The organism is Streptomyces sp. NPDC048516, assembly GCF_043199875.1.
In the GTDB taxonomy this organism is placed as follows: Bacteria; Actinomycetota; Actinomycetes; order Streptomycetales; family Streptomycetaceae; genus Streptomyces.
Map to the genome: position 1 here is coordinate 1 of NZ_JBICWS010000046.1, position 11,115 is coordinate 11,115.

12 protein-coding genes and 4 pseudogenes are annotated in these 11,115 nt (G+C 68.0%); 11 read left to right on the forward strand and 5 right to left on the reverse strand.

The features are described from left to right. Positions 1-869: 869 nt before the first annotated feature. Positions 870-1,262 carry a DUF4440 domain-containing protein gene (locus ACGFR7_RS37220; RefSeq protein ID WP_393328475.1) on the forward strand — a complete coding sequence of 131 codons (393 nt, stop codon included), beginning with the start codon at positions 870-872 and terminating at the stop codon, positions 1,260-1,262. 188 nt (positions 1,263-1,450) lie between these two features. Here ACGFR7_RS37220 and ACGFR7_RS37225 read toward each other — a convergent pair. Continuing rightward, positions 1,451-1,657 (reverse strand): annotated as a pseudogene (locus tag ACGFR7_RS37225) (RidA family protein); the annotation flags it as partial. 112 nt (positions 1,658-1,769) lie between these two features. Between ACGFR7_RS37225 and ACGFR7_RS37230 the strand changes: the two are divergent. Beyond that, the gene (locus tag ACGFR7_RS37230; protein ID WP_393328454.1) at positions 1,770-2,153 is read left to right on the forward strand and encodes a winged helix-turn-helix transcriptional regulator; all 384 of its coding nucleotides are present in this window, start codon (positions 1,770-1,772) and stop codon (positions 2,151-2,153) included. A 258-nt stretch (positions 2,154-2,411) separates the two neighbouring features. On the opposite strand, the gene ACGFR7_RS37235 is transcribed toward ACGFR7_RS37230, so the two are convergent. Next, complete coding sequence (locus tag ACGFR7_RS37235) at positions 2,412-2,990, reverse strand: DUF3224 domain-containing protein (protein ID WP_393328457.1); 579 nt, start codon at positions 2,988-2,990, stop codon at positions 2,412-2,414. 226 nt (positions 2,991-3,216) lie between these two features. Here ACGFR7_RS37235 and ACGFR7_RS37240 point away from each other — a divergent pair. The 4 genes and pseudogenes from ACGFR7_RS37240 to ACGFR7_RS37255 all read left to right on the forward strand — a co-directional run. Continuing rightward, positions 3,217-3,618: pseudogene (locus ACGFR7_RS37240) on the forward strand (transposase); the annotation flags it as partial. A gap of 137 nt (positions 3,619-3,755) precedes the next feature. Next, positions 3,756-3,899, forward strand: coding sequence for a hypothetical protein (locus tag ACGFR7_RS37245; RefSeq protein ID WP_393328478.1), 144 nt, complete (start codon positions 3,756-3,758; stop codon positions 3,897-3,899). Beyond that, the gene (locus tag ACGFR7_RS37250) at positions 3,883-4,038 is read left to right on the forward strand and encodes a nuclear transport factor 2 family protein (RefSeq protein ID WP_393328481.1); all 156 of its coding nucleotides are present in this window, start codon (positions 3,883-3,885) and stop codon (positions 4,036-4,038) included. Before ACGFR7_RS37245 ends, ACGFR7_RS37250 begins: the two co-directional genes overlap by 17 nt. Before the next feature lie 107 nt (positions 4,039-4,145). Then, the gene (locus tag ACGFR7_RS37255) at positions 4,146-5,063 is read left to right on the forward strand and encodes an NADP-dependent oxidoreductase (RefSeq protein ID WP_393328459.1); all 918 of its coding nucleotides are present in this window, start codon (positions 4,146-4,148) and stop codon (positions 5,061-5,063) included. A gap of 391 nt (positions 5,064-5,454) precedes the next feature. Here the strand turns inward: ACGFR7_RS37255 and ACGFR7_RS37260 are convergent, their stop codons facing one another. Continuing rightward, positions 5,455-6,057, reverse strand: coding sequence for a hypothetical protein (locus tag ACGFR7_RS37260; RefSeq protein WP_393328462.1), 603 nt, complete (start codon positions 6,055-6,057; stop codon positions 5,455-5,457). A gap of 498 nt (positions 6,058-6,555) precedes the next feature. Beyond that, entirely contained in the window at positions 6,556-7,212 is a 657-nt protein-coding gene (locus tag ACGFR7_RS37265; protein WP_393328463.1) for a type III effector protein, read from the reverse strand. Positions 7,213-7,339: 127 nt separating this feature from the next. On the opposite strand from ACGFR7_RS37265, the gene ACGFR7_RS37270 reads away from it, so the two are divergent. The 3 genes from ACGFR7_RS37270 (at position 7,340) to ACGFR7_RS37280 (ending at position 8,772) form a co-directional block, all read left to right on the forward strand. After that, on the forward strand, positions 7,340-7,771 hold the full coding sequence (locus ACGFR7_RS37270) for an Hsp20/alpha crystallin family protein (protein ID WP_393328466.1): 432 nt from the start codon (positions 7,340-7,342) through the stop codon (positions 7,769-7,771). 90 nt (positions 7,772-7,861) lie between these two features. Beyond that, positions 7,862-8,257, forward strand: coding sequence for a DUF2267 domain-containing protein (locus ACGFR7_RS37275; RefSeq protein WP_393328468.1), 396 nt, complete (start codon positions 7,862-7,864; stop codon positions 8,255-8,257). Between the two features lie 80 nt (positions 8,258-8,337). Next, positions 8,338-8,772, forward strand: coding sequence for a DUF2267 domain-containing protein (locus ACGFR7_RS37280; protein ID WP_393328471.1), 435 nt, complete (start codon positions 8,338-8,340; stop codon positions 8,770-8,772). 372 nt (positions 8,773-9,144) lie between these two features. Here ACGFR7_RS37280 and ACGFR7_RS37285 read toward each other — a convergent pair. Beyond that, positions 9,145-9,559 (reverse strand): annotated as a pseudogene (locus ACGFR7_RS37285) (transposase family protein); the annotation flags it as partial. A 190-nt stretch (positions 9,560-9,749) separates the two neighbouring features. On the opposite strand from ACGFR7_RS37285, the gene ACGFR7_RS37290 reads away from it, so the two are divergent. Together ACGFR7_RS37290 and ACGFR7_RS37295 are read left to right on the forward strand one after the other, a co-directional pair. Further along, positions 9,750-10,250: a DUF6328 family protein gene (locus ACGFR7_RS37290; RefSeq protein ID WP_393328473.1), complete on the forward strand. Its 501-nt coding sequence runs from the start codon at positions 9,750-9,752 to the stop codon at positions 10,248-10,250. 584 nt (positions 10,251-10,834) lie between these two features. Beyond that, positions 10,835-11,115, forward strand: a pseudogene (locus ACGFR7_RS37295) (RNA polymerase sigma factor SigF); the annotation flags it as partial.

Consider the following 11,115-nt stretch of genomic DNA (forward strand, 5'->3'; position numbering starts at 1 on the left):
CAGAAGGGCGTCCAGGTTTGTCGTCACACACGAGCCAACGGGCGCCCTTCGCCATGGTCGCGGCCAGCACAAACATCGGACTCATTCATCTAGGTGTCCACCTGGCCATTGCCGTACGGCTCACCTCCGCTTGCGCGAAGAGCACGCTCCGGCGCGGACCATACCGCCGATGGGGCCGCTCTCGTCCGCTCCGCGAACGCGGAGATACTTCGGCGGGTGCGACGAGGTCGAGGATGAGGATCTGGGTGACCTGCTGGGCCTGGCCGTGGGCATCACGGAGCTGACCCGCGGTGCGGGTGGCGGTCGCAACTGGGCAGGCTGGTGGGCGTGCTGCGGCGGGTGCGGCGGAGCGAGGCCGTGGCGCCCGGCTGCGGTGAGGTGGACGTGCTCGTCGCGGAGCCAGACCGGCCATTCCGCGCGCATCACCAGGCCGCGGCTCTCCAAAGCGCGGAGGGTGCTGATGCTGACGCGGATATCCTCGCGCCGCAGGTAGGGCTTGTTGCCGGTGATCGCCACGTCGCCACGTCGCCGCGCGCCACCGCGCGCAGCGTGGCGTTCTGGATGTGGGACAGGGCGCGGGCAGCTGGTACTCGGGTACGAAGCCGCGGTGGCGGCGTTCGACAGCGAAGAGTTCAGCGGTCGCCAGGGCGTCTGCGGAGCCCAGTCAGTGATCAACTGGCTCGTGAAGAGCAGCAATGACGGCAATGACACGACCTTGAAGGCGGAACGGCCAGTCGCCCGTCAGGGCGGCTGGCCGTCGAAGCGGGTAGCGGCGGAGGGCAGCGACTTTGAACGTCGAGCAGGTCGCCATCCGGGGAGGGGTACCAATGGGGATGGCCGGCTGGGTTCGGTCGTGTTATGTAGTGACGATGGAACCCGACCTCGTGACCGACGATCGACGGCGTGGTGTTCTCGACGAGCTTGTCCGCAGGGAACCGCTCTTCCACCGACCCGAGTTCGGAAGGACAAGGGCTGACTTTGAGGCCATGACAGCCCCGGACTTCTGGGAGACAGGCGCATCAGGACGGCGCTACAGCCGTGCGTACGTTCTCGATGTCCTGGAGGAACGCTATAAGTCTCCACCGGCCGAGGAGTGGGAGGCCTCCGACTTTCACTGCCAGGAACTGGCAGCGGCCGTCTATCTGCTGACGTACACCTTGGTCCTCAACGGACGGAGAACACGGCGGGCAACGATCTGGCAGCAGGGTGCCGAGGGCTGGCGGACTCTCTACCACCAAGGAACCGTGGTTCAAGATCCCTGAGTGCTTGGCACTCAGCCCCATGGCCAGCTGGTCTCTGCACAAGGCCCTCACTTCTCTGATCTCGAAGGGGCAGATCGAACCGCGCCAGAAAAACGGAGGGCTGTGGGAGCGTTCGTGGAACGGTCACTGTGGCTGTTCCACGAACGGAGCCCCCAGAGGGCTGCGGGTCGTGCGAGGAGGAGCAGGCCTCAAGCGGGCAGTTTCGTGTCGATGACGAAGCTGATTTCGATGACCTGACCGGGCAAGGTCAGTTCAGTGATGCCCAAGACCGTGCTGGCCGGGCGGTGGTCACCGAAGTACCCCAGGTTGCCCTCCGCCGTCGCCGCGGCATTCTGCCGCAGGTTCACCACGTACAGGGTCTGCGAGACGACCTGGTTGCGGGTGGCGCCGTAGTGGTAGGTGGCCACGGCGCTCGCCCTTCCGGTGTGCTCTCTTGTGGTTACTCGGAAACTGTAGGAGAGCCACGGTTGACCTGGAAGACCGCACTTTCGGTGACTGAGGAACCTGATGGCGACCAAGCAACTACTCAAGGGCCTGCCCGAGGACGCTGACTTGCGGCGCGCAGACTCCCTGGCGCGGGAGATCTTCTCGGACGTCGCCAACAAGTGGGCGCTCCTGATCATCGAGGCGCTGGGCGAGCGCACCCTGCGCTTCAGCGAGCTGCGGAACGAGGTCGAGGGCGTCAGCCACAAAATGCTCACCCAGAACCTGCGCATGCTGGAGCGCAATGGCCTGGTCGACCGGAAGGGGCACCCCACCGTGCCGCCGCGAGTCGATTACACCCTCACCGAGCCGGGCCGGGCCCTGCGCACCGCGGTCGACGCCCTATGCGGCTGGACCCACCAGCACCTCGGTCACATCGAGAGTGCATGCGGCCGTTTCGACGCCTGACGGGCACGCAGCGACACCCTCGCGCGTTGCGCGACTCCTTGATCGATCTCACGTTGGCGGCCACCAGTGGCCCGCGCTTCGCGTGATCGGGCTATCCGCTATCCGCTTACGGTCCGCGGCCGTCTCCTGGATACTGACGGTCGCCCCGGTGTCGACTACGTCGGCCGAGAGCCGGGCGATCGCGGCCACTGTGGCACGGCGAACCATGCTGCCCGGTCCTGCATTCGTCCGAACGGACGGAGAGGGACCGACGGGCCATCAAGCAGGTTGGCGGCGTTTGTAGTAGGCGTAGGTCAGGGCCAGCACGGTCGGCCCCCACAGCATGACCGGACCGATGCACACGTCGTAGTCGAACCAGATCCGGTGCGTGCCGTCCGCGTCGACGGCGATGCCGCCGGCCCCGGTGATCCCAATCAGCTCGCCCGTACCGCTGCCCGGGACGATGACGAAGAACTCGCCCTGTCTGCCCTCGCCCAAGGTCGTTGCGGAGTGCGCGAAGTTGAACGCGCCCGACCGGCCATGGAGCGCCCCCTCAAAGGACTCCATCGCGAGATACGTACCCGTGCCGGTGGGCTGGTCGAATGCCGCGGTGAACAAAGTGGCGGAGCGCCCGACGACCTCACCTTCGTACTGCTTGTCCATCGTGGCGAGACCGACGGGCACCGCCGTCTCGATCGCCGGGCTCGGCACCGGGGCTGGGGTGAAGTCGGCCACCTTGAATGTTCCTGAAGCTCGCCTCCCCGGATCGTATTCCGTACCACTGACATCGGTGCTGCCGGCCAGGCCGATGATCCGCCGGAGGCTCGCTGGCGGAGGGGTTGCATTCCGACCGTGCACTGTTCCTCGCAGCAATCATCTCTCCAGCACCAAGATCTCGGAGGGCGCTGATCCTCTGTGCGTGGGGTGAGCTCTCCACGATCTGTCCGCCCGGTCGCAGGCGGAAGGGCGCGCCTTCGCGAGCCACGACGAACTCAGTTGCCGGCGCTGAGCAGTTGCAGCAGCTCGATCGCGGCTCGGGCCTTGCGCAGCGTCAGCAGCGGGTAGCTGTTTCTCGTCGCAGGCGACGGCGCTGCAGGAGATCTACAACGCCGAGGACCGTACGCACGCCGAGAACGCGGTCGAGGCGTTCGCGAAGACCTACGGCACCAAGTGGCCCAAGGACGTCGCGAAGACCACCGAGGGCCGGGAGGAACTGCCGGCGTTCTACGACTTCCCGGCCGAGCACTGGATCCACCTGCGGACCACGAACCCGATCGAGCCGACGTTCTCCACGGTCAAGCTGCGGACCAAGGTCACCCGCGGGGCCGGCAGCCCGGCCGCAGCCCTCGCGATGGTGTTCAAGCTCGTGGAGTCCGCCCAGGACCGCTGGCGCGGTCACCGGAGCCCACCTCGTCGCCCTCGTCCGCACCGGCGCGAGTTCGAGAACGGCGTCCTCGTCGAGCGGGAACAGGCCACGGCGGCCTGACAGCCCTGTCACTTGTCGCGCCGCGAAAGGGAGAATAGGACCAGTCCCAGCCCGAATCCACCGCCCCGCTCATAAAGGTCATCCCTGTCTACGGGCAGGCCACCAACAGCCACGACGTCACTCAGCTCGTCCCCCTGATCGCATCCGACGGCGTCTACTGGTTCTCCGGCGGATCGCACCGCGGCCGCGAAGCCATCCTCTCCGCCATCGCCAAGACCTTCGCCACCATCCGCGACGAGATCTACCAGATCGACGACCTGGAGGATCGCTCACAGCGATGACCATGCGGTATGCCGCTGCCGATTCGCTTGGACCGGAACCATCGACGGCCAGCCGCGATCAGGAAGAGGCCGCGGCACCAACGTGCTCGTCAACCACGCCGGAACCTGGCAGATGCTTCACGGACACCTCAGCGCATAACCGGGCGGCGCCATCAATCCATAGGAATTGGCAATTACTCTGGACAAAAACACACAGTCACAGGCCTGAGCACAGGGCCGGCGAGCACGAGGTATGTGGGGAGAGAAATGAAGGCAATCGTCGTGACTGATCAGGGCGCGGAAGCGGCCGGGATCAAGCTGGCGGAGCGGCCTGAGCCGACGCCTGCGATCAACGACGTCGTCGTTGAAGTGCATGCGTCGGGCTTCGTCCCGGCAGAGTGGGAGTGGCCCTCGACGTGGGTCGATCGCTCCGGTCACGACCGAGCCCAGGCGATCATCGGCCACGAGTTCGCCGGAGTGGTCACCTCCCTCGGCTACGGCACGACGGGACTCTCGCTGGGCCAGCGGGTGTTCGGGATCACGGACTGGCACCGCGAGGGGACCCTGGCCGAGTACGCGGCCGTGGAGGCACGCAACCTCGCGCCGCTGCCCGGGACCGTCGACTTCACGGTGGGTGCGAGCCTGCCGATCTCCGGCCTGACCGCATGGCAAGGCCTGTTCCAGCACGGTCGTCTTCAGGCGGGGCAGAGCGTCCTCGCACACGGCGCCGCCGGCGCGGTCGGATCTGTGGTGACGCAGCTCGCCCGGGAGTTCGGCGCCTACGTCATCGGTACCGGGCGGGAGCCGGACCGTCAGGCGGCGCTCGACTTCGGCGCGAACGAGTTCCTCGCCCTCGACGACGAGGATCTCGAAGACATCGGAGGGGTCGACCTGGTCTTCGATGTCATCGGTGGTGACATCCAGAGGCGCTCGGCGAGCATCATCCGGCCTGGCGGGACGCTGGTGTCGGTGGTCGGGCCTGTGGAAACTCGCCCTGTCGACGGTCTCGCGGTCGACTTCGTCGTCGAGTCCGTTCCCAGTCAGCTGGTGGAGATCGTCGACCGGGTGCGGGACGGGCGCCTTCGCACGCACATTGGAACCGTCGCGACCCTCGACGACGCCGTCCCCGCGCTCAACCCGACCGAGCGGCGCAAGGGCAAGACCGTCATTCGCGTGCGCCCCTGAGCTTTTTGGAACGGACGGAGCAGCAGGAGCTGACGAGCGGGAAGTTCAGGCAGGCCGAGGCGTGGCCGCTCGTGCGACCGCCCTGACAGCAGACGGCGGCGAGCACGCGGCACCAGTGGCCCGCCCCGCAGGCGGGGGTGGGCCGGCCCGCGGTAAGGCCGGCGACGGTGGTGCGGATGCCGGGTCGTCAGCGGGTGCACGACCGCGACGGCCATGCGCAGGCGGCCGGCGGCGGGCGCAGTCCGGCCTGATGAAACTCGGCGAGGCTGGGATAAGCGCCGGCCTGGCGCATGGGGGTGGTGGTCCCGGACATGCCGCTCAGCAGCAGCCAGAGCCCATGGCGACCGGCAGGGGCGAAGATCTCGGCGAGCAGCAGGACGCCACGGCCTGGTCAGTGGATCAGTGGTAGTTGGTCGGGAGAAGGCAGGGGGAGGTGTGGGGCGAGGGAACGGGTGCGCTGCCACGTGGCATGGAGTTGCTGGGTGGGTCGTTGCTGTTCGCCGTGGAGGGCGTTGAGGGCGAGTAGCGCCCCGGTGAGGGCGGGGATCGTCCATTGCATGTACGTCAGCTGCCGCTGTGTGTTGGCAGTGTCGATCGGGTGTACGGCTGCCTTCTCAAGGTCCTGCGGGGCGGAGGAAGAGGCGAGTTCGATCTTCTTGCCGAGGACCCAGCTGTAGGCGGTGGCCGTCAATGCCGCCCCGGTCAGCACTGTCTTCGTCACTGACGCGGCTGCGACACCCTTTTGGGAGAGTACGCGCGTGGCGTTCGCGGCCAGCAGGCCACTGGAGCCGACCAGGTGCGCGGTGATCGCCCCCGCATTCACCGGCGTCCACCTCGCCCAGCCGGCAGCGGCGATACGGGCGGTGGACCTCCAGCTGTCACCCTCCTGCTTGGCGGCAGAGTTCAATCCGACGGCCCCCATCAGTGAGCCCCCGAACCAGGCGGCCAGGCCCACATCGTGCAGACTGCGCAACAGGGTGTGGCGTTCGGACATGGCGGGCTCCTGACGGTCGGCGGCACCGGCAGATGCCGACGCTGAGCTCACCATTGCTTCTTACTCAGTAGACCGCCACGACAGTTCGTGCGAACGGAGCATGCGCATCACGAGGCGGCTGCTGCGTCAATCCGGCTCTGTGCGTCGTGCGTGTCCGAGCTGCCTTCTGGCTCTTCACGGCTGGGCGGCTGGGCGGCTGGGCGCACCTGGCGACGTGGGCACTGGCACATCCGGCCGCCAGGTGCGCATCTCTACTCCACGCCCACGCGGAGCCGTCGCGGACGGGGGCTGAACCTGTCGAATCCGGCCCCGGTCAACGAGCCGAGTGCAGGTAGGTAGCGACGCGGGGACGTCACCAAGCCATGCCATCGGTCGCGGGACGGGCCACTCCCGTCGACCCACCGTGCCTGTGAGCCGGCCCGGCAGGCCCGCGGCCCGACTGGCCGAGGCCCTGCCGGGTGAGGCCTGTTGCGCGCCTGCCGCTGGGCGTTTGCCTGGTCAGTGGGGGGTGGGGGGAGTGGTGGCGGGGTTTGTGAGGGTGTCGAGTCGGGCGGCGAGGTCGGGGTGGGTGGTGGTCAGGTGGGGGCGGGTGGCGTTCAGGGGGTCGATGAGGGCAGCGGCGTCGTCGTGGGCGAGGGCGGCGTCGAGTTGGCTGAGGGGTTGGTGGGCGGCGGCGGGAAGGTCGGTGAGGGCGGTGATCTGGGCGGCGATGCGGCGCAGGTCGGCGGCGTTGTGGCGGGCCCAGGTGGCGAGGGTGCGGTCGGCGGCGCGGCGTTCCCGGGTGGCCTGGACGCGTTGTTCGCCGGTGGTTCCGGCGGGTCCGGGGCGATTGCGCAGGTAGCGGCGTTCGGCGGCCTGGCGGCTGGTGACGCCGAGGGGGTGGGCGAGGTCGGCCCAGCTTGCGCCTGCGTGGCGGGCGGTTTCGATCAGGCCGGACTCCCATCCGGAGAGTTCTTCGCGGATCTGCCTCAGCAGCAGGAGGGACGCCAGGGCCTGTTCCGGGCCGTCGGCGGGGGCGCCGCGGGCGCCTGAGGCCTCGTGCTGGGCTGCGCGCAGTTCGCCGTTGATGGCTTCCAGGGCCGCCGCGGCGGCGAGAAGGGATGCCGGGCTCTGGGCGTCGGTACGGGAAGAGGCCGGCTGGTCGGCTGATGCCATGGGTACCTCCTTCAGGTTGTCACCCTTTGGACGACACCATGTTTGTCATCCATTGGATGACATGCTACAACGGTTTCAGTGCAGCGCATTGGCAGGTACTGCCCGAACCTTCTGGAGGTGTTTCGCGATGTTGATGCGCACCGACCCCTTCCGCGACCTCGACCGTCTCGCCCAGCAGCTGGCCGGCACCGGTACGTGGACGCGGCCGTCCACGATGGCGATGGACGCCTACCGCGAGGGTGACGAGTACGTGGTGGCCTTCGACCTCCCCGGCGTCAGCACGGAGGCGATCGACATCGACGTCGAGCGGAACATGCTGACCGTCAAGGCCGAGCGCCGCCCCGCGGCGAAGGCCGACGACGTGCAGATGGATCTGTCGGAGCGGCCGCTGGGCGTCTTCTCCCGCCAGATCGTGCTCGCCGACACTCTGGACACCGAGCGCATCGCGGCCGACTACGAGGCCGGGGTACTCACCCTGCGCATCCCGATCGCCGAGCGCGCCAAGCCCCGCAAGATCGCCATCGGCGGGGAGTCCTCCCGCAAGCAGATCTCCGGCTGAGCCCCGGCGACCGGCGCTAATGCGGCGGAGGGCGGGAACCCTGCCCCTCACCCGTCCTCCGCACCGGATGAGAGAAGGGCGGCGGCCGATATGACCTTGCGATGGGAAGCGTTCCTCGACCATGTGAAGGAACGCGGCGAGTACGGGAGCCGCCAGGAGGCGGAACGCGCGGCCCGCGTGGTGCTCGCCCTCCTCGGCGCACACCTGGTCGGCCAGGTGCGTGCTCAACTGGCGGCGCATCTGCCGGAAGCCTTCGCCCTGATCCTGCTCAACCCGCTGGAGAGCGCCGAACCACTCTCGCCGGAGCGCTTCCTGCGGGCGACGGCGGCCTGGATCGAGGGGGCCACCGAACAGACCGCCGCCTGGGACGTCAGCGCCGTCCTCAGCACGGTGGCCGACGCGGCCGGCGACGACTTGCTCCAGCAGATGCTGTTGCAGCTCCCCGCGGGCTACGACCTCCTCTTCGGCCGCCCCCAGACCCCCTGACAGCCCACCCGCCGGTGCCCGCGCACCCCGCCGGGCACCGGCGCCACGACCTCGGATACAGAAAGGCAACCACCGCAGTGATGTCCGACCTGCGCGCACCGCTCGAGCACCAGCCCGTGATGACGTTCGAGCAGATACTGGAGAAGGTTCGTTACGAAGGCGTCTACCCCACCCGTGAACGGGCCGAGGAAGCCGTCCGCCTGGTCCTTTCGGGACTCGGGCGCCAGCTGACGGGCGACGAACGCGTCGAGCTGGCCGCCCGCCTCCCCTTCGAGGCTGCCTCCATCCTCACCGCCCAGATCCCCGACACCCAGCCCTTGACCGGCTGGGCCTTCGTCAAAGACCTCGCCGGCCGCGCCGGCGCGACCTTGGCCACGACCCGCTGGGACACCGGCTCCGTCCTGACCACCGTCGCCGCCCTGGCCGGCCCCGACCTCCTCACCCGCATCCTGCGCCATCTCCCCTCCGGCTACGCCCTCCTGTTCGGCCGCGCTGAACTCACCCAAGCCGCATAAAGGGGCACGCCGCTGTCACACGGCACCGCAGGGCGCGGCTGTCCGATCGGCCCTTGACGGGCGGCTGCCCCGGTCCGAGGCGGGAACGCCTCGGACCGGGGTCCGGCCTACTCGCGGGACCGGCGCGCGGCCTGGATGCTCTGCTCCAGGGCGACCACGAGGTCTACGGCGGGCTGCGGCGTCGCCAGCTCGGGGACTTCGCTTCCCGTGATCTTGGCTGCCCTAGGGTTGTCCCGTAAATGATCTACGGCATGCTGGTTGACCAGCTCGTTTCTCTGTTACCCGGCGAGGGTGAGGTGGTACGGGCGGGCGATGCGGAGCATGGCGTGGTGAACACATCGCCTTTCAGACGGCAGTCTCGGAGGATCTTTCAACGAACCGGGTGTCGGCGTCGGTGACGACCTGGTGATGGGTCGAGTACCTGTGGTTCTTCGACTGCCCGGCGACCTGGTGGTCACGGGTGGCACCAGGGTGCCGTCCACATCAGCACGGTGTGCCTGCGCAACCGCTTTCGGGGCTGAAGCGCGAGCGACGGCCCGAGGTGGGCGATGATGCGGTCGGCCGCGGACTTCGAGATGCCGGACAGCGGGGCGAGCTGCGCAGGGTCAGGTTCGTCCGCCGGTACGCGGCAACAGCAGGACCCGCTCCTCCAGTGGCAGGCTCCACGGCCGGCCCTTGCGGACCGGGTCCGTCCCTTCGCAGCGCAGCGCGGTGAGCAGCTTGCCGAACTGACGTGGACTCAGCCCGCTGAACGGACTATCCAGGACGGCTCCGACACCGTGATCACATCAGAGCGGGTTCACACCCGTGGCGATGCCGGGTTCGTCGCCGGTGGAGACGGCGCTGCGACGGCGGGAACAGTGTCTGGGATCTGGGGTAGACGCGTGATACCAACGCGCAGCCCGAGGAGCCGAGACTTGGTAGCGCGTCTCGGTGCCGGCGCTCGTTAGCGGCGCATCATGCAGGTGGGAGGACCTATGGAATCGACGGGCCCACGGCACGCGACGGCGGGACGTGACGAGTCGCAGGAGGAACGGGCCGATCGACGGTGGAACGAACTGCTGCAGGAGGTGCGGGTCGTGCAGACCGGCGTCCAGATACTCTTCGCCTTTCTGCTCACCGTGGTGTTCACTCCCCGGTTCGCCACACTCCCGCCCAGCGACAAGACCATCTACGTCGTCACGGTTCTACTGGGTGCGGTGACCACCGGCACTCTCGTAGGGCCGGTGGCCTTTCACCGGCTTGTCACCGGGCGTCGATTGAAGCCCGAAACGGTGGTCTGGGCGTCGCGTCTGGCCCTGGTCGGAATATTTCTCCTCTTGGCCACCGTGACCTCGGCGCTTCTGCTCATTCTGCGTATCGCGATGGACGATTCCGCCGTGCCTTGGGCTGTCACCGGAGTGTTGGCCTGGTTTCTGTTCAGCTGGTTCGCCCTGCCCATCTGGGCTCGCCACCGGCACTCGTCCACTGACGGCTGATCGTGGTGGTGCGCGGCCGATCTGCGACCGCCATGGAGGCGCGTGAGAGGGAAGTGCTCGCACTCGGAGCAAAAGCCCTCGACCTTTGAGGACGGAGGCGGAAAGAGAGACTTTCGTGTCTACGTCGACCCTGGGCACCCGTTCTGCCTCATTCGGCCCGCGTAATACCCCGCAACCCCCTTGGAGACGGGACGGAGCCCGTGCAGAGGGCCTGCGCGCAACCCCCGTACGGAGGCCCGGTGCTGTGCTCGGTGTTGTGCCTGCCCCTCAAATAATCCCCTTGGCGATCGAGGGGCCGACCTGGGCCTCGGTGGTGGCAGCTCGTTCCTTGCCGTCCTGAACGGGGGCGGAGCGGGTGCATCTCGTTCGGCTCCTCAGCGGCTTTCGGGGCGTAGCCGGTGAGCGGGAGGTACTGGGCGTCAAGTGGTGATTTCGGAAGTGGCAGGCGTTTGCGGCGAGCCGGTCATCGAAAATCTGTCGCCATAGTTGCCTCGTGGAAATAGTTGCCGCATGGCAGTTTTACGTGTGGTCATCGGGTAGGTGAGGGCGTGACGGCATGACGGGGAGATCAGGGAGGAGTATCCATGGCAAGGGCAGCGACGCAGGGGCACATCTCGGTGAAGCGCACGGGCACGGGCGCCGCATGTGAGGCTGCTCGGTCGTCTGTGCTGCAGGTGGAGGAGGCTCAGCGTGTCGCCCCGCAGGACGCGCGTCGCCTGTCGAAGCTGTTCTTCGAGCGGCTGTCGGTGCTGGAGGAAGGTACGGCGGAGTACCAGTACGCGCGCAACACGCTCATCGAGATGAACCTGTCGCTGGTGCGCTATGTCGCGCGCCGTTTCCGCAGCCGCGGGCAGGAGATGGAAGA

What these genes read in the sequence shown, in the direction of transcription:
- ACGFR7_RS37220 (WP_393328475.1), top strand. Translation starts at nt 870, where the DNA reads ATGGAACCCGACCTCGTGACCGACGATCGACGGCGTGGTGTTCTCGAC.
- ACGFR7_RS37230 (WP_393328454.1), top strand. Translation starts at nt 1,770, where the DNA reads ATGGCGACCAAGCAACTACTCAAGGGCCTGCCCGAGGACGCTGACTTG.
- ACGFR7_RS37255 (WP_393328459.1), top strand. Translation starts at nt 4,146, where the DNA reads ATGAAGGCAATCGTCGTGACTGATCAGGGCGCGGAAGCGGCCGGGATC.
- ACGFR7_RS37260 (WP_393328462.1), bottom strand. Translation starts at nt 6,057, where the DNA reads ATGTCCGAACGCCACACCCTGTTGCGCAGTCTGCACGATGTGGGCCTG.
- ACGFR7_RS37265 (WP_393328463.1), bottom strand. Translation starts at nt 7,212, where the DNA reads ATGGCATCAGCCGACCAGCCGGCCTCTTCCCGTACCGACGCCCAGAGC.
- ACGFR7_RS37270 (WP_393328466.1), top strand. Translation starts at nt 7,340, where the DNA reads ATGTTGATGCGCACCGACCCCTTCCGCGACCTCGACCGTCTCGCCCAG.
- ACGFR7_RS37275 (WP_393328468.1), top strand. Translation starts at nt 7,862, where the DNA reads ATGACCTTGCGATGGGAAGCGTTCCTCGACCATGTGAAGGAACGCGGC.
- ACGFR7_RS37280 (WP_393328471.1), top strand. Translation starts at nt 8,338, where the DNA reads ATGTCCGACCTGCGCGCACCGCTCGAGCACCAGCCCGTGATGACGTTC.
- ACGFR7_RS37290 (WP_393328473.1), top strand. Translation starts at nt 9,750, where the DNA reads ATGGAATCGACGGGCCCACGGCACGCGACGGCGGGACGTGACGAGTCG.